19 protein-coding genes are annotated in these 22,126 nt (G+C 73.0%); 9 read left to right on the plus strand and 10 right to left on the minus strand.

All coding sequences use genetic code 11. From position 1 onward, the window contains the following. Positions 1-39: 39 nt before the first annotated feature. From NUM_RS08250 to NUM_RS08265, 4 genes are read right to left on the minus strand one after another with little or no spacing between them, the layout of a single operon-like run. The gene (locus NUM_RS08250; RefSeq protein ID WP_207124198.1) at positions 40-900 is read right to left on the minus strand and encodes a carbohydrate ABC transporter permease; all 861 of its coding nucleotides are present in this window, start codon (positions 898-900) and stop codon (positions 40-42) included. Continuing rightward, positions 887-1,843, minus strand: coding sequence for a carbohydrate ABC transporter permease (locus tag NUM_RS08255; protein WP_207124199.1), 957 nt, complete (start codon positions 1,841-1,843; stop codon positions 887-889). The genes NUM_RS08250 and NUM_RS08255 overlap by 14 nt, the downstream gene beginning before the upstream one ends. Continuing rightward, entirely contained in the window at positions 1,840-3,162 is a 1,323-nt protein-coding gene (locus NUM_RS08260) for an ABC transporter substrate-binding protein (RefSeq protein ID WP_207124200.1), read from the minus strand. The genes NUM_RS08255 and NUM_RS08260 overlap by 4 nt, the downstream gene beginning before the upstream one ends. A 2-nt stretch (positions 3,163-3,164) precedes the next feature. After that, positions 3,165-4,247 (minus strand): glycoside hydrolase family 172 protein, encoded by a 1,083-nt coding sequence (locus NUM_RS08265; protein WP_207124201.1) that lies wholly within the window; start codon positions 4,245-4,247, stop codon positions 3,165-3,167. 234 nt (positions 4,248-4,481) lie between these two features. On the opposite strand from NUM_RS08265, the gene NUM_RS08270 reads away from it, so the two are divergent. Beyond that, on the plus strand, positions 4,482-5,477 hold the full coding sequence (locus NUM_RS08270; protein ID WP_207124202.1) for a LacI family DNA-binding transcriptional regulator: 996 nt from the start codon (positions 4,482-4,484) through the stop codon (positions 5,475-5,477). 64 nt (positions 5,478-5,541) lie between these two features. Next, positions 5,542-6,258, plus strand: a complete 717-nt coding sequence (locus NUM_RS08275) for a VIT1/CCC1 transporter family protein (protein WP_207124203.1) — start codon at positions 5,542-5,544, stop codon at positions 6,256-6,258. A 77-nt stretch (positions 6,259-6,335) separates the two neighbouring features. Here NUM_RS08275 and NUM_RS08280 read toward each other — a convergent pair whose 3' ends face one another. Beyond that, on the minus strand, positions 6,336-7,328 hold the full coding sequence (locus NUM_RS08280) for a GlxA family transcriptional regulator (RefSeq protein WP_207124204.1): 993 nt from the start codon (positions 7,326-7,328) through the stop codon (positions 6,336-6,338). Between the two features lie 96 nt (positions 7,329-7,424). Here NUM_RS08280 and NUM_RS08285 point away from each other — a divergent pair, with 96 nt between their 5' ends. The 5 genes from NUM_RS08285 to NUM_RS08305 all read left to right on the plus strand — a co-directional run bounded on the left by NUM_RS08285 (position 7,425) and on the right by NUM_RS08305 (position 15,671). After that, positions 7,425-8,369 (plus strand): NAD(P)H-dependent oxidoreductase, encoded by a 945-nt coding sequence (locus NUM_RS08285; protein ID WP_225918414.1) that lies wholly within the window; start codon positions 7,425-7,427, stop codon positions 8,367-8,369. 140 nt (positions 8,370-8,509) lie between these two features. Then, positions 8,510-10,600 (plus strand): beta-glucosidase, encoded by a 2,091-nt coding sequence (locus NUM_RS08290; RefSeq protein WP_207124205.1) that lies wholly within the window; start codon positions 8,510-8,512, stop codon positions 10,598-10,600. Positions 10,601-11,141: 541 nt separating this feature from the next. Then, positions 11,142-12,053 (plus strand): phosphatase PAP2 family protein, encoded by a 912-nt coding sequence (locus NUM_RS08295; RefSeq protein ID WP_207124206.1) that lies wholly within the window; start codon positions 11,142-11,144, stop codon positions 12,051-12,053. Positions 12,054-12,247: 194 nt separating this feature from the next. After that, positions 12,248-13,669 carry a sigma 54-interacting transcriptional regulator gene (locus NUM_RS08300; RefSeq protein ID WP_207124207.1) on the plus strand — a complete coding sequence of 474 codons (1,422 nt, stop codon included), beginning with the start codon at positions 12,248-12,250 and terminating at the stop codon, positions 13,667-13,669. Between the two features lie 43 nt (positions 13,670-13,712). Beyond that, a complete protein-coding gene (locus NUM_RS08305; protein ID WP_207124208.1) occupies positions 13,713-15,671 on the plus strand; it encodes a vWA domain-containing protein in 1,959 nt (652 codons plus the stop codon). Positions 15,672-15,729: 58 nt separating this feature from the next. On the opposite strand, the gene NUM_RS08310 is transcribed toward NUM_RS08305, so the two are convergent. From NUM_RS08310 to NUM_RS08320, 3 genes are all read right to left on the minus strand, one after another. Beyond that, positions 15,730-16,443 carry a cytidylate kinase family protein gene (locus NUM_RS08310; protein WP_225918416.1) on the minus strand — a complete coding sequence of 238 codons (714 nt, stop codon included), beginning with the start codon at positions 16,441-16,443 and terminating at the stop codon, positions 15,730-15,732. Next, complete coding sequence (locus NUM_RS08315; protein ID WP_207124209.1) at positions 16,440-16,841, minus strand: VOC family protein; 402 nt, start codon at positions 16,839-16,841, stop codon at positions 16,440-16,442. The genes NUM_RS08310 and NUM_RS08315 overlap by 4 nt, the downstream gene beginning before the upstream one ends. Before the next feature lie 97 nt (positions 16,842-16,938). Next, complete coding sequence (locus tag NUM_RS08320) at positions 16,939-17,316, minus strand: rhodanese-like domain-containing protein (RefSeq protein WP_207124210.1); 378 nt, start codon at positions 17,314-17,316, stop codon at positions 16,939-16,941. 82 nt (positions 17,317-17,398) lie between these two features. Between NUM_RS08320 and NUM_RS08325 the strand changes: the two genes are divergently transcribed. Then, positions 17,399-17,917: a hypothetical protein gene (locus NUM_RS08325; protein ID WP_207124211.1), complete on the plus strand. Its 519-nt coding sequence runs from the start codon at positions 17,399-17,401 to the stop codon at positions 17,915-17,917. 51 nt (positions 17,918-17,968) lie between these two features. Here the strand turns inward: NUM_RS08325 and NUM_RS08330 are convergent, their stop codons facing one another. Then, positions 17,969-20,818, minus strand: coding sequence for a penicillin acylase family protein (locus tag NUM_RS08330; protein WP_207124212.1), 2,850 nt, complete (start codon positions 20,816-20,818; stop codon positions 17,969-17,971). A 152-nt stretch (positions 20,819-20,970) separates the two neighbouring features. After that, complete coding sequence (locus NUM_RS08335; RefSeq protein WP_207124213.1) at positions 20,971-21,753, minus strand: HAD-IIA family hydrolase; 783 nt, start codon at positions 21,751-21,753, stop codon at positions 20,971-20,973. Between the two features lie 128 nt (positions 21,754-21,881). Here NUM_RS08335 and NUM_RS08340 point away from each other — a divergent pair, with 128 nt between their 5' ends. After that, positions 21,882-22,097 (plus strand): hypothetical protein, encoded by a 216-nt coding sequence (locus NUM_RS08340; RefSeq protein WP_207124214.1) that lies wholly within the window; start codon positions 21,882-21,884, stop codon positions 22,095-22,097. Positions 22,098-22,126: the final 29 nt, after the last annotated feature.

Genomic DNA, 22,126 nt, shown 5'->3' on the forward strand with positions numbered 1-22,126 from the left:
CGGTGTGGGCCCGCCGCCGGGAGGGTGGCGGCGGGCCGGTCACTTGAAGCCGGAGGTCTTGATCGACTCGACGATACGGCGCTGGAAGATCACGAACAGCCCCAGCGTCGGCAGCGCGGCGATCGTCGACGCGGCGAGGCTGAAGTTCCAGTCCGCGGCGTGCTGCTGCTGGAACGCCGCGATACCCACCTGGACCAGGGACAGGTCGGTGCTGGTGGTGACCACCATCGGCCACAGGAACGCGTTCCAGTTGGCCAGGAAGAACAGCACCGCGAGCGCCGCGAACACCGGGCGCGACAGCGGCAGGATGACCTTCCAGTACACCCGCCAGTAGCCGCAGCCGTCGACGATCGCCGCCTCCTCCAGCTCCTTCGGCAGCGACAGGTAGAACTGGCGCAGCAGGAAGATGCCGAACGCGTTGAAGATCGACGGGATGATGATCCCCGCGTAGCTGTCCAGGATCCCCAGCGTGTGCACGATCAGGAACAGCGGCACCAGGATCACCGGGAACGTGATCAGCAGGGTGGAGAAGATCAGCACGAACAGCGTGTCCCGGCCCGGGAACCGCAGCCGGGCCAGCGCGTACGCGGCCATCGAGTGGAAGAACAGCGCCACCACGGTGACCACCACGGCCACGATCAGGCTGTTGAGCAGGTAGCGCGGGAACGCCACCTGGGTCAACACGTACGAGAAGTTGTGCAGCGTCGGGTGCGCCGGCAGCAGCGACGGCGAGAACACGTCGTCCGGGGTGCGGAACGAGCCGGACAGCATCCACAGCAACGGGAACACCGCCGCCACCGCGAGCACCAGCGCGACGGCGAACCGTACCCAGCCGCTCCTGGTGGTCCTGGCCCGGGCGGGACGTGTCGGCGCCGCGGGCGTCGTGTCAGTCGCGGGCATCGTTGAACCGACCTCCCCGGGTGAGCGCGAACAGGCCGACCGACCACACCAGCAGGATCGCCACGATGAACGCGCCGATCGCCGACGCGTAGCCGTACTCGCCGTAGACGAACGCCTGCTCGTAGATGTAGTAGATGATCAGCGAGGTGGAGTTGGCCGGGCCGCCCGAGGTCATCACGTAGATCAGGTCGATGCCGCCGGTGAGCATCGAGACCGTCGAGGTGAGCAGGATGAAGAAGCTGGTCGGCTTCAGCAGCGGCCAGGTGATGTGCCGGAACTGCTGCCACACGCCGGCCCCGTCGATCGTGGCGACCTCGTAGTACTCCCGCGGGATGTCCTGCAGCCCGGCGAGGAAGATGAGCATGTAGTAGCCCATGGCGAACCAGATGGTCACCGCGACGACCATCCACAACGCGAGGTGCGGGCTGCCCAGCCAGCTCGGCGAGCTGATCCCGAAGAACCCCAGCACCCGCACCACGAAGCCGGTCTGGTCGGTGAGCATGAACTTCCAGATCAGGCCGATCACCACCAGGCTGATCACGTTCGGTGCGAAGAACGCCCCGCGGAACAATCCGACCAGCGGGAACTTCTGCCGGATCAGCAGCGCCAGCGCCAGGCTGACGACGAACAGCCCCGGGATGAGCACCACCAGGTAGAGCAGGGTGGTCTTCAGGCTGCCGAGGAACAGCGGGTCGGCGAACATCCGCCGGTAGTTGTCCAGCCCGATGAACGTGTAGCCGCCGAACCCGTCGACCTGGAAGAAGCCGAGCACGATGCAGACCACCATCGGCAGGCCGACGAACAGCGCGAGGCCCAGCACGTCCGGCGCGAGGAACAGCCCGGCCGCGAGCCGTTCCCGGCCGCGGCGGCTCAGTCGCGGGGTGGTACGGGTCCTCGACGCGCCACGCGCCGACCGTCGTTCCCCTACGGCGAGACCGGTCACAGGATCTTCACCCCCCGGTAGCTGGTGAGGTAGGCGTCGATGGTGTCGCTGGCGAGCCTGGCCTGCGCGGCCGGATCGGCGCCGGCGAACTCGCACTGCTGGATCGCGTCCGAGATCGCCTTGTACACCACGGGCGGGTAGCGCGGTTCGCCCCGGCCGGTCGGGAAGATCTCGTCGGCGAACTTCTTCATCACCGGATGGTCGTACCCGCCGGCCTTGCGGCCCGCCGCGAGCGCCGAGGCGCGGGGCGCGATGTCGCTCTTGGCCACCGTGCACCAGTCGACGACCCGCTGGATCGACTCCTGCTCCATCGAGCCGAGCGCCCAGACGCAGAACTTCGCCGCGGTCTCCGGGTCCTTGCCGCGCGCGTTGGCCACGAACGCCCACCCGCCCAGCGCGGTACGGGGCGTGCCGCCGGCCGGCGTCGGCAGCGGGATCACCCCGTACCGGTACTTCGGCTTGCGGTACTTGAACGCCGCCACGGTCCAGATGCCGCTCAGCGACATCGTCGCGTACCCGCCGCCGAGGCCGGCGACCGCGTCGCTGTCGGGTACCGGGGAGGTGCGCGGCGCGATGCCGGTCTGGATGCAGTCCTGCCACAGCTTGAGCGCCGCCTTGGCGCCGGCCGAGTCGAAGCCGGAGTGGCCGTGGCTGACCGCGTCGGCGCCGGTCTGCCACAGGAACGGGTACCAGGTGAAGTTCTGGTAGTAGCCCTGCAGGTTGGGCAGCATGATCGGTGGCGCCTTGCGGGTCCTGAGCTTGTCGCCGAAGTCCAGCAGCTGGTCCCAGGTGCGGGGCAGGTCAGACTCGGCCAGGTGCGCCTTCTCCATCGCCTGCTCGGAGTAGAACATCGCGAGCGGCTCGATCTCCATCGGCAGCCCGTACACCTTGCCGTCGGCGGTGCGGGTGGCCATGTTCGGCGCGAAGAAGTCCTTGACCGCCGCCGGCTCCATGTACGGGGTCAGCTCGGCCAGCACGCCGCCGTTGTAGTAGCGGGCGAAGTCACCGGGCGAGAGCAGGAAGATGTCCGGCCCCTCCCCCGCGGCGAACGCGGTGGCGAGCTTCGGGTTGCCGAGCACGGTGACGTACTCCAGCCGGATCTTCGTCTCGTGCTGCGCGTTCCAGTCGTCGACCATCTTGCTGAACCACTGGCTCTGCTTCACCACGTCCGGCGAACCGCCGACCGGGGTCGGCGCGTAGAACTGCCAGAACACCAGTTCCTTGCGGCCCGAGGCGGACGAGCCGCACCCGGACAGCAGTGCCGGCGCGGCGAGCGCACCGGCGCCGGCGCCGAACAGCGACCGGCGGCTGATTCCCATCCTCAACACACCTCCAGTGCGTCCGCGGTCAGCTCGTCGCCCGGGGTGCCGCCCGGTTCACGCTGGTACCACCAGGCGGTGGAGGCGATGTCGTCGGTCAGCGGCAGGTACCGGCCGCCGGAGCGCCAGCCGAGCGCCTGCACGGTGACCGCCAGGTCGGTGCCGAACCGGATCGGGTCGGGCAGGTGGAACCGGTACATGCCGAACCGCTGCTGGCTGTCGTACAGCCCGTCGGGTCGGATCACCTGCGGCAGCCCCAGGTACGGGGTGGTGAACGTGGTGTAGCCCGAGCCGGGCACGTCGAAGTTCCATGCGCCGCCGAAGTAGTCCTCGGTGCCGGTGCCGCAGATCGTCGGGAACTCGTCGTCGCCGCGGTCCGAGTCCCCGTCCAGATAGAACTTCAGCTCCCCCTCGCCCCACCAGCCGCTCGAGTTGACCCCCCAGGCGAGGTAGGTACCGACGTAGTGGCCGGAGCCGTGCACGCCGGTCACGATCGGGTGCACCTCGCGGTACGGCAACGGGTTGCTGCGGTGGAACTGGGTGTGCAGGTAGCCGGCGTCCGCGTCGACCGCGTCGAGTTCGTAGTCGAGCTGGAAGTAGACGACCGCCGGCTCGGCACCGACGTTCGAAAGGGTCAGCCGCGCGGAGCGACGAAACGGCATCTCCCAGTAGCTGTTGAAGCCGCCGTGCGGGTTGACCGCCACCGGCACCGACGACACCTGGGCGAACCGACCCCAGCCGGAACAGAAGAAGTCGCCCACCGGCGTCTCGATCGCCGGCACGTCGGCGTCGTCCCAGGTGATGCGCAGCAGCAGGGAACGCCAGTTGTCCCGGTGGGTGGTCAGCCACAGGTGCCGGATCGTCGCCGGCCCCTCGATCTCGCCCAGTACGGCCGTGGCGCCGGCGGCGATCTCGATGCTCGGCGACACCTTCCAGCCGCGGCCGAGATCGCGCGCGGCGTGCGCGCCGGTGCCCTCGGTGGCCCGGCCCCCGGCGCCGGGTGCGCCGGTCGGGTTCTCCGGACTGATCGACCGGGACCGGCCCGCGGTGAGTCGGGCGATCCCGGCCGTTCCTTGAGTGGTCATGATGTCCTCCGCGCCCGCCACGGCGGTCCGCTGATCTGCTCGGCGTCCCGCTGGCGCGGTCCGCTGATCCGCTCGGCCTCCCGCTGCGCGGTCCGCCCTGTCGCAAGAAACCGATTTCTCGTAAGGTAGGGCGAGGCTCCCCGGCAGTCAAGTGCCGGCCCCGGCCCGTCGACGCCGGGGCAGGCGACACCGGGTGTGCGGCACCCCGGCGCGCGATGGAGGACGATGATGGCCATGCCGACCATCTACGACGTGGCCCGCCACGCCGGCGTCTCGCCGGCGACCGTGTCCCGGGTGCTGAACGGGAGATCCACAGTGGACGCCGGGCTGCGGGACCGGGTCAACGCCGCCGCGGCACAGCTCGGCTACCGGCCCAACTCACTCGCCCGCAACCTGCGCCGCAGCACCACCAACCTGTGGGCGGTGGTCATCTCCGACATCAACAACCCGTTCTTCACCGCGCTGGTGCGCGGCGTCGAGGACGTCGGCCAGGGCCTCGGCTACTCGGTGGTGCTGTGCAACTCCGACGAGAACCCGGACAAGGAGGCCGACTACCTGCGGGCGCTGCTCGCCGACCAGATCTCCGGGTTCATCGTCTCGCCCACCAGCCGTACCGAGAACCTCGCCGCGCTGCACGAGGCGGGCCGCGCCGTCGTGGCCATCGACCGCCGGCCCCGCAACCTCGCCGTCGACACCGTCCTGGTAGACAACGAGCACGGCGCCCGGGAGGCCACCACCCACCTGATCGAGCAGGGATTCCGCCGCATCGCGTGCATCACCGGCCCGGCCCGGCTCAGTACCGCCAGCCGGCGGCTGCGCGGCTACCGGTCGGCGCTGCGGGCCGCCGGGATCGAACCGGACCCGGCGCTGGAGCGGCACGCCGACTTCCGGCAGCGCGGTGGGTACACCGCGATGGCCAACCTGCTCGCGGCCAGGCCGGCGCCGGACGCGGTCTTCGTGACCAACAACCTGATGACCGTCGGCGCGCTGGAATGCCTGGCGGACAACGACATCCGCATCCCGGACCAGGTCGGCGTGGTCGGCTTCGACGACGTACCGTGGGCGACGTTCATCCGGCCGCCGCTGAGCACGGTCACCCAGCCGACCTACGAGCTGGGCCGCACCGCCGCCACCCTGCTCAAGGCCCGCATCGACGACCCGGACCGGCCACCGGAAACCGCCACCCTGCACACCACGCTGCACGCCCGGGCCAGCTCGCGACGCCCCTGACGGTGCGCCGCGCACCCCGGCCGGGACACCTGTCGTAGCCTCCCTGCGGGGGGGGGTGAGTGCGATGGTCGACGTGCCGGGACACCACGAGCCGCACGACACCAGTTCGCTCGGGCAGCGGTTGAACTGGTTGCGCGCCGGCGTGCTCGGTGCGAACGACGGGATCGTCTCCACCGCTGGGCTGGTCGTCGGCGTCGCATCGGCGACCGCCGCACGCGGCCCGATCCTGACCGCCGGCCTGGCCGGGCTCGCCGCCGGCGCGGTCTCGATGGCGCTCGGCGAGTACGTGTCGGTATCCAGCCAACGTGACACCGAACGAGCCCTGCTCCGTCAGGAACGTCGCGAGCTGCGCGAGGACGCCGACGCCGAACTCGCCGAGCTGGCCGCGATCTACCAGGCGAAGGGGCTCCGCCCGGAGACCGCCGAGCAGGTGGCGAGGGAGCTGACCGAGCACGACGCGTTCGCCGCCCACGCCGAGGCCGAGCTGGGCATCGACCCGGAGGCGCTCACCAACCCGTGGCACGCGGCGCTCGCCTCGGCGATCTCGTTCACCGTCGGCGCGTTGCTGCCGCTCGCCGCGATCCTGCTGCCGCCGCAACCTCTGCGCGTTCCCGTCACGTTCGCCGTGGTGCTGGTGGCGCTCGCCGTCACCGGTACGGTCGCGGCGAAGCTCGGCAGCGCGCCCGCCGGACGGGCCGCGATCCGGGTCGTCGTCGGCGGCGCGATCGCCATGGTGGTCACCTTCGTGATCGGCCACGCGTTCGGCACCACGACCGGCTGATCGGCCGACGTCACGCCTGCTGGTGCGGCCCGTACGGCACCGCCACCGCCGTCGCGCCACCAGCACCGGTTGCCAGCTCAGCGGCCGCGGAAGGTGGCCCGGTAGGCGGACGGCGAGGTGTGCAGCGTGGTGGCGAGATGCGCGCGCAGCGACGCGGCGGTACCGAAACCGGCCTGTGCGGCGACCCGGTCCACCGGCAGGTCGCTGCCCTCCAGCAGCTCGCGGGCCCGCTCCAGCCGGCGCTGCAGCAGCCACTCCCCCGGCGCGACCCCGACCTCGGCCCGGAACCGCCGGGTGAAGGTACGCACGCTCATCGAGCCACGCCGGGCCAGCTCGGCGAGCGGCAGCGGTCGGTCCAGGTGCGCGAGCGCCCACTCCCGTACCGCCGCGGTGGAGGTCTCGGCCACCGCCGGCACCGGCTGCCGGATGAACTGGGCCTGGCCGCCCTCGCGGTGCGGCGCGACGACGGTGGCCCGGGCGACCTCGTTGGCGACGGCGGCACCGTGGTCCCGGCGGACCAGGTGCAGGCACAGGTCGACGCCGGCCGCGGCGCCCGCCGAGGTGAGCACGTCGCCCTCGTCGACGTAGAGCACGTCCGGATCCAGCCGTACCGCCGGGAACAGCCGGCGGAAGCTCTCCGCGTACCGCCAGTGCGTGGTCGCCCGCCGCCCGTCCAGCAGGCCGGCCGCGGCCAGCACGAACGCACCGGTACAGATGGAGGCGAGCCGGCTGCCCGGCCGGCGCCTGGCCAGCGCGGTGGCGAGCTCCGGCGACAGCCACCCGGTCTCGTCGGTGGCGTCGGGCGCGTGCGCGGCCGGCACCACCACCGTGTCGGCGGTGCGCAGGGTGCCCGGGCCGCGCTCGACCACGATCGGGAAGTCGGTGTCGGTACGCACCGGGCCGGGCACCAGCGTGCAGGTGACCACCCGGTACAGCGGGGTGCCGGCGGCCGACCGGGCCCGCCCGAACACCTGGTGCACCAGGCCGAGATCGAGCAGCTCCACCCCGTCGCGGACCAGCACGACCACCCGGTGCGGCCGTTCGGATGCCCGCCCCGCGTTGCTGACCATGGCCCGATCCTTGCACATGATGGCTGTCAGGCCAATCGTCGGTCCGGCCGCCCCGGTCCACGCTGGGGTCATGGACGGGATGCAGCAGGGAGGTTCGTGGTGAAGATCCTGTGGGTGTCGGCGCATCCGGAGCCCCGGTCGCTGACCGGCGCGTTGCGCGCCGAGGGGCTGCGCACCCTCGCCGAGGCGGGGCACGAGCACCGGGAGTCCGACCTGTACGCGATGGGTTTCGACCCGGTGGTGCGGGGCAGCGACTACCCCGCCGAGCCCGCCGGCGCCCGGCTGGACGTCGCCGGAGCATCCCGCCGCGCGTACGACTCGGGTACGTTGCCGGCCGAGATCCGTGCCGAGCAGGACAAGCTGCGTTGGGCGGACACGGTGGTGGTGCAGTTCCCCCTCTGGTGGTACGGCATGCCCGCGATCCTCAAGGGCTGGTTCGACCGGGTCTTCGTCAAGGGGTTCGGTTACGGCGTCACCGATCCCGCCACCGGCCGGACCCGGCGGTACGGCGACGGCACGCTCGCCGGCCGCCGCGCCCTCGCGGTGGTCACCGTCGGCGCGCGCGGGCCGAGCCTCGGGCCGCGGGGCATCCACGGCGAGCTGACCGACACGCTGTTCGGCCTGCTGCACGGGACGTTCTTCTACACCGGCATGCGGGTGCTGCCACCGTTGCTGCTCGACGGCGCGAACCGGGTGAGCGCGCGGCGCTACGACGCGATGCGGGCCGAGCTGGCCGACCGGCTGCGCAGCCTGGCCGACACGCCGCCGCTGCCGTACCGGCCGGAGGCCGGCGGCGACTACGACGCCGACCTGGTGCTGCGCGCCGACCTGGCCCCGGGCCGTACCGGCCTCGCCGTCCACCGCGCCACCCCGGACCACCCGGTCCCGCGCCGCGGGACCCCGGACGGTCCGACCCGGGATCGAGGGACGGGCGCGCCCGCGGGTCCCGGCCGGCCGATCGTCGAGCCCGAGAGCGCCGATCTTCCGGGCGCCGGGCCGGCGACGCGGCGCGACGCCGCCCGGTTCGCCGGCTGCCGCTGATCGTCGGCGCCCGCGCGTGGCCGGCGGAACGGCACGGGTGTGGCGCCCGACCCGTTCTCCGGCCGGCTCTGCTTTCCGCAGCGTGGTGGGCGGCGGTCACAATGGCCGCCGGATACCGGATCGTCGGTGGGAGGCCGCGGGTGCGGGTGCGGTGGTGGCGGTGGCCGGCGGCGCTGGCCTGCGTGCTGCTCGCCGCCGGCACGTTGAGCGCCGCGGCCGCCGGTGGCCCACCCCGCGCCTGGCTGGATCGCACCCTGCCGGCGACGGTGCGCGCCACGGCGCTGGTCGCCGCGATGACCCGCGGGGAGAAGCTCGGCCAGTTGCACGGGATCTGGCGCGGCGCCCACCACCGGTACGTGCCGGGCATCCGGCGGCTGGCCGTGCCGCCGCTGCGGATCACGAACGGCCCGGCCGGGGTCGCCGCCGGTGACGACCCGGTGCAGCCGGCGGCGACCGCGCTGCCGGCCCCGATCGCGCTCGCCGCCACCTTCGACCCGGCCGCCGCGCACCGGTACGGGCGGGTGCTCGGCACCGAGACCCGCGCGTCCGGGCACGGGCTGGTGGAGGCGCCGGACGTCAACATCGCCCGGGTGCCCACCGGCGGTCGGGTCTTCGAGTCGTACGGCGAGGACCCCTACCTGGCCGGCCGGCTCGCCGCCGCCGACATCCGCGGCATCCAGTCGACCGGCACGATCGCCGAGGTCAAGCACTTCGCGGCGAACAACCAGGAGACCGACCGGGACACCGTCGACGAGCGGATCGACGACCGCACCCTGCACGAGATCTACCTGACCCAGTTCGAGGCGGCGGTGCGCGGCGGCCGGCCAGGTGCGGTGATGTGCGCGTACCCGCGGATCAACGGCACGTACGCCTGCCAGCACCGCTACCTGCTGCACGAGGTGCTGCGCGGCCAGTGGGGCTTCGACGGGTTCGTCCAGTCCGACTTCGACGCGGCGCACGACCCGCTCGCCGCGGTGGCCGCCGGGATGGACCTGGAGTTGCCCAGCGGACGCTGCTACGGCGCCCCGCTGCGCCGCGCGCTGGCCGCCGGCACGGTGCGCTGGAGCGAGGTGGACGCGATGCTGGTGCGCCGGTTCGCCACCGAGATGCGGATCGGCGTGTTCGACCGTCCCCCGGTCCGCACCGAGCTGCCCACCCGGGCCGACGCCGGCACCGCGCGCCGGCTCGCCGCCGAGGGCATGGTGCTGCTGCGCAACGAGCGACACGCCCTGCCGCTGTCGCCGCGGCTGCGCTCGGTGGCGGTGGTCGGTCCGGCTGCCGGTGCCGCGGTCACCGGGGGCGGCGGCAGTTCGCGGGTGCGCGCCGCGCGGCGCAGCGATCCGGTCGCGGCGATCCGGCGGCGGCTCGGTGCGGCCGCCACGGTCCGGTACGCGCCCGGCGACACCGCCGCCCGCATCCCGGCCGCGGTCGCCGCGGCCCGCCGGGCCGACGTCGCCGTGGTGATGGTCGGCGACGGCCAGACCGAGGGCAGCGACCGGCGCAGCCTCGCCCTGCCCGGCGTGCAGGACCGGCTGGTGCGCGCGGTCGCCGCGGCCAACCCGGCCACCGTGGTCGTGGTCAAGAGCGGCGGCGCGGTGTTGCTGCCCTGGCACGACGAGGTGCCGGCGATCCTCGACGCCTGGTACCCGGGTGGGCAGGACGGCGCCGCGGTGGCGGCGGTGCTGTTCGGCGACGCCGAGCCAGGCGGTCGGCTGCCACTCACCTTCCCGGCAGCCGACTCCCAGGTGCCCGCACACGAGCCCGGGCAGTACCCGGGGGTGGGCGGCACCGTGCGCTACTCGGAGCGGCTGCTGGTCGGCTACCGGTGGTACGACGCGCGGCGGGTGGCGCCGCGGTACCCGTTCGGGTTCGGGCTGTCCTACACCACCTTCGCGCTGTCCCGGCCGACCGTGGCCCGGCACGAGGCCGGCGCCACCGTGCGGGTCGAGGTCGGCAACACCGGCGCCCGGCCCGGTACCGAGGTGGTGCAGGTGTACCTGGGGTTCCCGGCCGGTGCCGGGGAACCGCCGCGGCAGCTGGCCGGGGTCGCCCGGGTGCGGCTCACGCCCGGCGAGCACCGCACGGTCGCCGTACGGTTGCCGCCCCGCGCCTTCCGCGTCTGGGACACCGCGGCTCAGCGCTGGCGGCCGGCGCCCGGCCGGTTCCGGGTGTACCTCGGCGACTCGTCGGCGCACCTGTCGCTGGCCGGCTCGGTGACCGTTCCCCGGTGAGTACGTTCCCGGAGAGGACGCTGGGAAAGCCGTGTGTTTGCTGTGACTTCGCGACACGGCACCGTCTGCTGTGGTCGATCCGGGCCCGATCGGGCATGCTGGGGTCGTCCCAGCCGATCCGGTGGCGGCGAAGCCGGCCCGACTGTCGACAGCGACGCCGTCCGGCCAGCCCGGGTGGCGGGGGTGCGATGCCACCGGGGGGCGGCAGCGGCAAGTGGTGTCTCCGGGTGGGTGCGGCGGTTCGGGATGCTGCGGCGGTTCGGGATGCAATGGGCGATTGCCCTGACGGCGAGTCCCGATGCCACCACCGCTCGTTGAGCATGAATGTGACCTCGGCCCCGGCGGTTGGCCGCCCGCGGGTCCGGTTTGCGATGATGTCCTACCGTGCCTACGGCCGGGACTGCGGCCGTTGGCACCGCGACGGCTACGGGGGCCGGAGCACGACGGCGTGTGAGGGGCCATGATCACGGGAGGCAACCGGCTGGTGAGTCCGGGAACGCAGATTCCGCGACCGCGAGGTGCCGTTGGTGCGCACCGCGCCGTGCCGCCGCGGGTTCGGCCGACCGGCTGGTGGTTCGACGTCGTGCTGGTCGCCATCTTCGTGGCGATCACCATCCCGCTGATCTTCAACGACAGCCACATCCTCGCCGTCGACACCGCCGCCCTGAACTGGTCGGACAACCACCGCAACGCGCTGAGCTGGTGGACCGGGTACGCGCTGAGCTGCCTGGGCCAGGGTGGTCCGCTGACCTACGGCACGCTGGCTATCGCGGTGTTCCTGGCCTGGCGCCGGCGCACCATCCGGCCGGTGTTCGTGCCGGCCACCGCGTTCCTGCTGACCTACCTGGTGATCGGCCCGATCAAGGTGTGGAGCAACCGCGCCGTGCCGCACCACGGTCCGGTCGAGATGTTCGCCCACCCCTCCGGGCCGTACAGCATGGCCTACCCGTCCGGGCACACCGGCAACGCGATCGTCTGGTACGGCGCGCTGATGCTGCTCATCGGGCCGTACCTGCCGCGGGTCATCTACTGGCTGGTCCGGTTCGGCGCTCCCGCCACGGTCGCAGTCACCATGGTCTACATCGACTACCACTGGCTGACCGACGTGGTCGCGGCGATCCCGCTGGGGCTGTTCCTGAGCCGGGTGCTCTACCGCATCCCGTTCGACACGATCCCGCTACCACCCTGGCGACGGCGCGCCGAACAGCCCAGCGGGATCGAGTCGGAGGAACCACGGCGCAGCCTGCCCGCGCTCGTGCCGGCGTCCTGGGGCCAGCTGGCCGCCGGGCGACGGCCGGGTCCGCTGGCCCGGATCTGGTCCACCACCCGGCCCGCCGGCCCTCCGGTCCGGTCCGACACCCCGGTGCAGCGCCGCCCCGGCGGCGCCGGGCGCGCCGGCCGGCACCCGCACGCGCGCGGCGGCCCGGTCCGGGTCCGCGACGACCACGAGTAGCGGTGACCGCGGGGTGTTCACCCCGCGGTCACCTCGGTGGTTGCGGCTCGTGGGACTCGGTGTGACGGGGCCGGGTGGGTTGTGACGGGGCCGGGTGGGTTGTGACGGGGCCCGGGCGGGTAATGACGGGGCCCGGGCGGGGCCGGGCGGGGCCGGGGGTTGTGCGTGGTCGTTTGGGGTGAGGTCGCCGTAGCGTGGTGCGGGTGACGACTCCCATCGCACCCGAAGAGCTGCCCCGCACGACCGGCGCGCTGCGCGCCTCGGGCCACCGGTACCGCAGCATCCGCACCGAGATTCGCGACAATCTGCTCACCCGGCTGCGCGCCGGGGAGGACCCCTGGCCCGGCATCGTCGGGTTCGACACGACCGTTCTGCCCCAGTTGGAGCGGGCCCTGATCGCCGGGCACGACGTGGTGCTGCTCGGTGAGCGCGGCCAGGGCAAGACCCGGCTGCTGCGCGCCCTGACCGGGCTGCTGGACGAGTGGTCCCCGGTCATCGACGGCGCCGAGCTGGGCGAACACCCGTACCGGCCGGTCACGCCGGCGTCGGTGCGCCGGGCCGACCAGCTGGGCGACGAGCTGCCGGTCGCCTGGCGGCACCGCTCGACGCGGTACGCGGAGAAGCTGGCCACCCCGGACACCAGCGTGGCCGACCTGGTCGGCGACGTCGACCCGGTGAAGGTCGCCGCCGGCCGCAGCCTCGGCGACCCGGAGACCATCCACTACGGCCTGGTACCGCGGGCGCACCGCGGCATCATCGCCGTCAACGAGCTGCCCGACCTCGCCGAACGCATCCAGGTGGCGCTGCTCAACGTGATGGAGGAGCGCGACATCCAGGTCCGCGGGTACAACCTGCGGCTGCCGCTGGACGTGCTGCTGGTCGGGTCGGCCAACCCGGACGACTACACCAACCGGGGGCGGATCATCACACCGCTCAAGGACCGGTTCGGCGCCGAGATCCGGACCCACTACCCACCGACGGTGACCGCCGAGGTGGCGCTGGTCCGGCAGGAGGCGCAGCTGGTCGCCGAGGTACCGGAGACGCTGCTGGAGGTGGTGGCCCGGCTGTCCCGGCTGCTGCGCGAGTCGACCTCGATCGACCAGCGCTCCGGCGTGTCCGCCCGGTTCGCGATCGCCGCGGCCGAGACGGTGTCCGCCGCCGCGCTGCGCCGGGCCGCGCTGACCGGCGAGGACCCGGCGGTGGCCCGCCCGGTCGACCTGACCACGGTGCCGGGCGTGCTGCGCGGCAAGCTGGAGTTCGAGCCCGGCGAGGAGGGCCGGGAGGACGAGCTGCTGCACTACCTGCTGCGCCGGGCGGTCGCCGAGACCGGCCGGGCCCGGCTGGCGGGCCTCGACCTGACCGAGCTCGCGGACGCGGTGTCCGACGGGCACCAGGTGCTCACCGGCGAGCGGGTACCGGCCGGCGAGGTGCTGGCCGCGCTCCCGAAACTCGCGGTGCTGGACGAGCTGGTCAGCCGGCTGCGGCTGCCGGCGGACGCCGGTGACGGGGCCCGCGCGGCCGCCGTCGAGCTGGCGTTGGAACACCTGTACCTGACCCGCCGGCTGGCCAAGCAACCGACCGACGCCGACCCCGACACGGTGGTGTACGGCGGATGACCGGCCGCGTGGCACCCACCACTGCGGTACGGAGGGAGTGGCGATGAGCTCGGATCCGTCGTTTCGGTACTCCCGGTTCCTCGGCGGGCCGGACCCGCTCGCCCCGCCGTACGATCCGCGGGCCGCGCTGGACGCCATCGGCGAGGACGTGCTGGCCGGCGCGTCCCCGTCGGCGGCGCTGCGCGAGCTGCTGCGCCGCGGCCTGGGCGACCGGGCCGGGCTGGACGAGTTGTCCCGCCGGGTGCACGAGCGGCGCCGCGAACTGCGCTCCCGGTACCGGCTGGACGGCACGTTGCGGCAGGTCGACGAGCTGCTGCGGCAGGCGCTGGCGGACGAGCGGGACGCGCTCGCCGCGGAGCGCTCGGACGACGCGCGGTTCCGGGAGATGCAGCTGGACGCGCTGCCGGGCGACACCGCGGGCGCGGTGCGCGAACTCGCCGAGTACGACTGGCGCAGTGCCGAGGGTGCCGCGGCGTACGCCGAGATCCAGCGGCTGCTCGGCCGCGAGCTGCTGGACCAGCGGTTCGCCGGGATCCGGGACGCGATGCGGCAGGTCACCGACGCCGACGTGGCCCGGGTCGCGGACATGCTCGCCGACCTGAACGCGCTGCTCGCCGCGCACGCCCGCAGCGAGCCGGACATCGACCGCCGGTTCGCCGAGTTCATGGACGCCCACGGCGAGTTCTTCCCGGAGCGGCCGGGCAGCATCGACGAGCTCATCGAGTCGCTGGCGCAACGCTCGGCGCAGGCGTCCCGGCTGCTCAACTCCCTGACCGAACAGCAGCGGGCCGAGCTCGCCGAGCTGTCCCAGCAGGCGTTCGGCGATCCTCGGATCGGCGCCGCGCTGTCGCAGCTCGACGCGCAGCTCCAGGCGCTGCGGCCGGACCTCGACTGGTCCGGTGGGGCGGAGTTCGACGGGGACCAGCCGCTCGGCCTGGGGCAGGCCAGCCGGGCGATGGGCGAGCTGGCCGACCTGGACTCGCTGGCCGAGCAGCTGGCCCAGGCGTACCCGGGTGCGCAGCTGTCCGACCTCGACCTGGAGGCGCTGGAGCGTACCCTCGGGCCGCGGTCGGTGGCCGACGCCCGCCGGCTCGCCGAGCTGGAGCAGGCGCTGCGTGCGGACGGGCTGTTCGAGCGCGCCGCCGACGGGTCGCTGCGGCTGTCGCCACGGGCGTTGCGCCGGCTCGGCGAGACGGCCCTGCGGGATGTCGCACGGCAGCTGTCCGCGCGCGGCGGACAGCGCGACACTCGGCTCGCCGGCGCCGCCGGGGAGCCGACCGGCGCCAGCCGCGAGTGGCGCTTCGGTGACACCGAGCCGTGGGACGTGCCGCGCACGCTGGGCAACGCCGTGCTGCGGCGGGCCGCCGACCCGTCCGACGACGCACCGTTCGCGCTGGCCGACGTGGCCATCACGGAGACCGAGGCGCGCAGCCGGGCCGCGGTCGCGCTGTGCGTCGACACGTCGTGGTCGATGGTCGCCGAGGGGCGCTGGGTGCCGATGAAGCGCACCGCGCTGGCGTTGCACCAGCTGGTGCGCACCCGGTTCCGGACCGACGCGCTGGAGCTGATCACGTTCGGCCGGCTCGCCCAGACCGTCTCCGCGGAGGAGCTGGTCGGCCTCGACGGGGCGTACGAGCAGGGCACCAACCTGCACCACGCGCTGCTGCTGGCCGGACGGCACCTGCGCAAGCATCCGGACGCGCAGCCGGTGCTGCTGGTGGTCACCGACGGCGAGCCGACCGCCCGGCTGACCCCCGACGGCGAGGGGCTCTTCGACTACCCGCCGGATCCGGAGACGCTGCGGGTCACCGTCGCCGAGCTGGACCACCTGGCCCGGCTGGGCGCCGCGGTCACCGTGTTCATGCTCGGCGAGGACCCCAGCCTGCGGGCGTTCGTCGACCTGGTGGCGCGGCGCACCGGCGGCCGGGTGGTGAGCCCGGACCCGGACGGGCTGGGCGCCGCGGTGGTCAGCGATTACCTGCGCTCCCGCCGCCGGTCCTGACCAGGACCAGGCCGCCCCGACCCGGCCGGGTCGGGGCGGCCGGCTGGGACCGCGCGGTTCAGGCGGTGAGACCGAAGTGGGTGGCGACGCGCTCGGTCAGGGCCGGTTCGGTGGCGCTGCCGTCGACGGTGATCCACGGTAGGTCGAGTTCACGCAGTTCGCCGGCCAGCCGGTCGGTGAACATCCGGTCCCGGGTGAGCAGGTTGTCCAGCGCCCGTCGCGGATCGCTGGTCCGGCCGGCGATGGTCCACCTACCGCCGCGGTGGTCCAGGGCGCGTTCCCGGAACTGCGGCGTCGGGAGCAGCCACACCGCGTGCGCCCGGTCCGCGAGCAGCGGCGCCACCAGCCGGGGCAGCAGCCGGAAGCCCTCCACGACGATGCCCGGCCCGGCCGGGAACGCGAGCAGGTCGGCGACGATGTGGTCGAACCCCTCCCCCTGGAACCAGTGGAAGGTTTCCAGCATCACCTCGGGGCTGCGGAGCAGCCACCGCTGGTCCATGTCCATCGCGACGAACTCCGCGAGCCGCGGGCTGTCCGCCGGCGTGCTGCGGGCGGCGTGATCGGACATCACGTCGTCGGTGCCGTAGTAGCGCAGCCCGTACCGATCGGCGAGGTGCCGGGCGACGGTCGACTTGGCACCACCGGACCCGCCGCCGATCCAGTACACGTGGCCCAGCCGCTCGGCGATCCCGGCCGCACCGCCCACGCCCGCGGGCGCGGCATCGCCGGCTCCCGGACCGCTCCCGGCGTCACCGGCTCCGGCGGCGGTCACGGCGTCGCCCCGGCGGCCGGCTGGATCAGGTCCCAGCGGTTGCCGTACCGGTCGGTGAACACCGCGACCGTGCCGTACGGCTCGTGCCGGGGCGCCTCGGCGAACCGGATCCCCGCGGCGAGCATCCGGGCGTGCCGGGTGGCGAAGTCGTCGGTGTGCAGGAAGAAGCCGACCCGGCCGCCGGTCTGGTCGCCGATCCTGGCCCGCTGCCGGTCGTCGGCCGCGCGGGCCAACAGCAGCGCGGTACCGGCCGCCTCGCCCGGCGACACCACCACCCACCGCTTGCCGTCGCCGAGGTCGGTGTCCTCGACGAGCCGGAAGCCGAGGTCGCCGACGTAGTGGTCGACGGCGGCGTCGTAGTCGTCGACCACGATCGTCACGAGCGCAAGACGTGCCATCCCGCCATCATGCCCGGCCCCGCCGACGCCCAGCGCTCCCCCGACGCGCAGTGCCCGCCCATGCCCGGTGCTGGTGATGCGCGGGGCTCGGCAACGTTCAGCGGCGGCGGGACAGCAGCCGGCGCAGCAATCCCGGTCGGCTGGCCGAACCGGGCAGCGGCCCGGTGACCACGGGATGACCGGCCGCGCGCCAGGCCTTCGTGCCGCCGCGCACCGACAGCGCGGTACGGCCGAGGGCGGCGAGCCGCTGCGCCGCCTGCCAGGACCTGCCGCCGCTGGTGCAGACGGTGATCAGCTGGCCGGGTGGCAGCCCGCGCACCGCGGCCGGCAGCCGGGACAGCGGCACGTTGCGGGCGCCGGCGACGTGCCCGTTCGCGTACTCCTCCGGGGTCCGGACGTCGAGCACCAGGTCACCGGCCGCCCACGCCGCGGCCGCCACCGCGACGTCGATCTCCTCCGCACTGCCCGCCGGCATCGTTGCACGGTACGCCGAAAGCGACCCGGGACGCGTGCAGGACGTCCATCGGATCTTCACATCGGCGCTCGATACTTCTGGCATGAGGATCAGGCGGGTGCGCGGCTATCTGATCGTGTTCATGATCGGCCTGGTGATCAGCGGGCTGACGGCGTTTCCCCTGGTCAGCGAGTCGCGGTTGCTGGTGACGGTGCTGCACTGGCTGTCGGTGGACACGCTGCTGCCGGGGCCGGCGGCGTTCCTCGCCTCGGTGGCCGACGGGCTGCGCGACGCGGGCGCCCGCTACCCGTACCTCGCGTACGGGACCGACTGGCTCGCGTTCGCACACCTGGTGATCGCGGTGGCGTTCGTCGGCCCGTTGCGCGACCCGGTCCGCAACGTGTGGGTGGTGCAGTGGGGGATGATCGCCTGCGTGGCGGTGATCCCGCTGGCGATGATCGCCGGCCCGATCCGGGACATCCCGCTGTACTGGCGTTTCGTCGACTGCTCGTTCGGCGTGGTCGGCATCGTCCCGCTGCTGCTCGCCTACCGGCACATCCGCCGGCTGGCGAGCCCGGCGACACCCGCCGACCGGTCCGCGGAGCCGGCCGTCACCGCCTGACCGCGCCGGCGCCGCCCGCCACGAGGGGGGCGGACGGCGCCGGTCTCGCGGTCAGCGGTGCGACTGGTACTGGACCACCTGCTGGAAGGTGGGCCGGTTCTGCCAGCCGATCGTCGGGTCGGTGATGCCGCCCAGCGGGTGCTGGATGATCGAGTCGGCGCACCACTGGTCGCCGGCGTCGCAGTCGTCGTCACCGGGGTACACCTGGTCGGCCGGCTCGGCCGCGGCCTGCCGCAGGCTGTCCAGCAGGGCGGTACGGCACCGGGCCAGGTCGCCGCCGCCGCAGAAGGTGGCGCCGAGGCCGCCGGACACCGGCTTGCCCAGTACCGCCCGCAGGTCCTTGTGCACGTAGCTCCACCAGCCGTACTGGAACGACGAGCCCTTGTGGCCCTGCGACTCGCCGATCGAGCTGCCGCCGCCGGTGTCGCCGTTCTGGCCGCCGGACGGCGACTCGTTGATCTGCAGCGCCGTGGCCTGCGCGGCGTACAGCGTGTCACCCATCGCGGGCTGGAACTCGGCCGAGACCAGCAGCGGCCACCAGGCGTCCATGATCCGGATGGTGTCCCCGTCCACGTAGGACTTGTCGCCGGCGCTGGCGGAGACCCGGTGCGAGCCGGCCTGCTGCCAGGCCTTCAGCGCGTCCACCACCGTCGCCAGGTCCGGGTCGGTGACCGGGGCGGTCTCGATGACCTGCAACGCCAGCGGCAGCACGTCCTCGCCGCGCAGGTCGGCGTTGGCCGCGTCCTCCATCGCCTTGGTCAGCTCGGCCCGGCTCACCTTCCGGCCGCTGTCGACCAGCGCCTTGACCCGGTCGTCGAGCAGGTTCGCCCGGTGCACCGGGCCGTCGCCGGGCTGCGAGGTGCCGTAGTCGAGCGCCTGCTTGTTGTTCCAGCTGACGTAGTAGTCCTGGTTGCGCGACTGCGGATGCGCGTCGAACGCGGTGTAGGTCGCGGTGTTGTCGGACGGGTCGAAGCCGGCCCACTCGTACTGCTGCTCCGCCCGGATCGGCAGGTCGAAGTCCACATCGGACGGACGTACCGGGTTGTCGCCGGAGTTGAAGTACGCGGTGTCGGTCGAGTCGACGTAGAACCAGTTGAACGTGTAGTTCACGTCGGCCGCGGCGTGCTGGAAGTCCGACGCCGAGTGGATCGCACCGGGGTCGTTGAACTCCTGGAACCCGATGATCGAGTCCACCTCGTGCTGGTAGCTGGAGCGCAGCGAGGTGAACGCCACCGGCTTGCCGTCGACCGTCGCCCGGGACTGCACCAGCCCGTACTTCGTCCGGTACATCACCAGCTTGTACGAGCCGGCCGCGGTCTGGTCCGCGAGCGTCGGCGACCACGCGTCGTCGCGCTCCAGCCGCTGCATCGCGGTGCACGTGCCGTGGTACAGGTACGACCGGGACGCCTTCGTCGCGGGCGACCCGTCGGCGTTGCACAGCGGTACCGCGTAGGTGTCGGTGATGTCCTGGCCGGCCGAGGTGGCGCTCCACGAGTAGTCCTGGCCGCGGCCGAGCTCGACGTAGAAGCTCAGCCCGGCGAACGCGGCGCCGCGGGCGCTGATGCCCGGCCCCTCCAGCTCCTCCAGCATCAGCAGCTGCGGGGCGTAGTAGCCGGTCTGCGGGCCGAACACGGCGACCGGGTGGCCGCCGTCGGCGTGCGCCGCCGAGACCACCAGCGCGTTGGACATGCCGCGCTTCGGCGAGTTCAGCAGGTCGGACGGCAGCACGCCGTGGTTGTACATGCCGGCGACCGAGCGGTACTTCCGCGGCGCCACGGCGGCCTTCGACACCGCCGAGGAGCCGGCGGAGCCGGTCGGGTCGTACACCAGCTGCTCGGGCGTCACCGAGCCCGGGTCGGGCATCGCCACGCTGGGCGCGTCCGCGCCGGCCCCGCCGTACGGGAACTTCTGGCCGTCGTGCAGGGTCAGCACCGCCTCCGGGTCGTTCTGCTCCCGGAACGCCTGCCACATCGCGTCACCCCGGGCCACCCCGTACTTGGCGTCGAACGCCTGCTTGGCCAGCGCGTTGGTGACCTCGTTGCCGCCGCCGGCGCCGAACAGCGCGCCGATCACCGCGGCGATCGCGACCAGGTCGGTCGGGGCGAAGTGGTCGATGCCGCCGGCGTTGGTGATCGGGTCGACGTGCCCGGTCAGGTCGTACTCGCCGGGGAACGTGCGGGACGAGTACGCCTTGTCGATGTAGGCGTTGACCCCGTCGACGTAGTTGGTCACGTCCTGGTACGCCTGCGCACCGCGGGCACCGGAGTTCGCCACCCGGTCGACCTGGTCCTGCAGGTCCTGTTCGGTGTACGGGGCCTGCCGCCAGAACTGCTGCTCCAGCGCCCGGTTGCCCGGCGCCCCGCCGGCGAAGCCGGTCAGCTCGCCCCGGCCGACGTGCCGGAACAGGTCCATCAGCCACAGCCGGTCCTGCGCCGCGGCGTAGCCCGCGCCGTACTCGGTGCCGGCGCGGGTGGTGCCGTAGACATGCGGTACGCCGGTGGCCTTGTCCCGCACGATGGTCACGTCGTCGCGCGGTTGGATGCTGCTCGCCACCTGGTCGGCCGGTACGCCCAGGGACGAGTCGTTGAAGTAGCTGCCGAGCTTGTCGTCGGTCAGCTGCTGGTAGCCGTTCACCAGGTCGGCGTACTTGCCGAGCTGGTCGTCGGTGTGCTTGGGCCGGGTGCCCAGGGTGCGGTTGAGCAGGATCTGTGCCAGCGTGGCGTTGCCGTTCTCGCCGGGCGGCAGGATGTCGTTGCAGTGCCCCTGGCAGTAGTCGGTGACGGAGTCGGCGGGCGAGTCGGCACCGGCGCTGGCCGGGCCGGCCACCAGCAGCGCGGCCAGGCAGCCCAGCGCACCGACCAGGGACACCGTTCTGCGGGTCGACGGGCGGATTCGAATCATGCGCGATCCCCTCCACGGGTCATCGGCAGGTCGCGAGATTTTCTCGTGTTTGATGATCGCGCCGCGACACAGGACAGACAAGTCCCTGATGCCGGATTTTTTACTTGGCAGTAACCGGCAACCCGATCGCCGACCGGGCCGGCCGGTCCTGCTCAGCCGATCTCGTCGACCAGGTCGGCGATCGAGTCCACCACCCGCGACGGTCGGTACGGGAACCGGTCGATCTCGTCGCGCTGGGTGATGCCGGTCAGTACCAGCACCGTCTCCAGCCCGGCCTCCATCCCGCACAGCACGTCGGTGTCCATCCGGTCGCCGATCATCACCGTGGACTCCGAGTGCGCCTGCACGGTGTTCAGCGCCGAGCGCATCATCATCGGGTTCGGCTTGCCCACGAAGTACGGCTCGACCCCGGTCGCCTTCGAGATCAGCGCCGCCACCGACCCGGTCGCCGGCAGTACCCCCTGCCCGGACGGGCCGGTCGGATCGGGGTTGGTGGCGAGGAACCGGGCCCCGTCGGCGACCAGCCGAATCGCCCGGGTGATCGCCTCGAAGCTGTACGTGCGGGTCTCCCCCAGGATCACGTAGTCCGGGTCGTGGTCGCTGAGCACGTACCCGATCTCGTACAGCGCGGTGGTCAGCCCGGCCTCGCCGATCACGTACGCCGAGCCGCCCGGGCGCTGGTCGTTCAGGAACTGCGCGGTGGCCAGGGCCGAGGTGAAGATCGCCTGCTCGGGTACCGAGATGCCCATCCGGTCCAGCCGGGCCTGCAGGTCGCGGGGCGTCTGCATCGAGTTGTTGGTGAGCACCAGGTAGCGCTTCCCGGAGTCGCGCAGCCGCTTGACGAACTCCTGCGCGCCGGGCACCGGGGAGCCCTCGTGGATGAGCACCCCGTCCATGTCGGTCAGCCAGCACTCGGTGGGCCTGCGTGTGGTCATACCCCATCCTGGCCGATCGGAGCGGGCACGCGGGTGCCGACGCGAGGAAGATCGGCCGGCGGATCCGGCCGGTACCGCGTGTGCGACCATGACCCGCGACGATCATCGGGGCACCGAGGAGGGCACACGTGACGGCAGCGAACGAGGCCGAACTGATCCAGCGGATGTGGTTCGGCACCGTCGAGGAGGCCATCGAGGCGGTCAACGCCGCCGCCACCCTCGGCTTCGGCGTCACCCTGCACAACGAGTCGGTGCCGGACGAGGACGAGGGCACCACCGCCGAGCAGTGGATCGTCGCCCTCTACTCCGAGGCGCCCCTCGCCACCCCCGACCCCACCGAGTAACCCGGGCGCCGTGCGCGCCCGGGCGCTAC

This window comes from Actinocatenispora comari, from assembly GCF_017312725.1.
GTDB lineage: Bacteria > Actinomycetota > Actinomycetes > Mycobacteriales > Micromonosporaceae > Actinocatenispora > Actinocatenispora comari.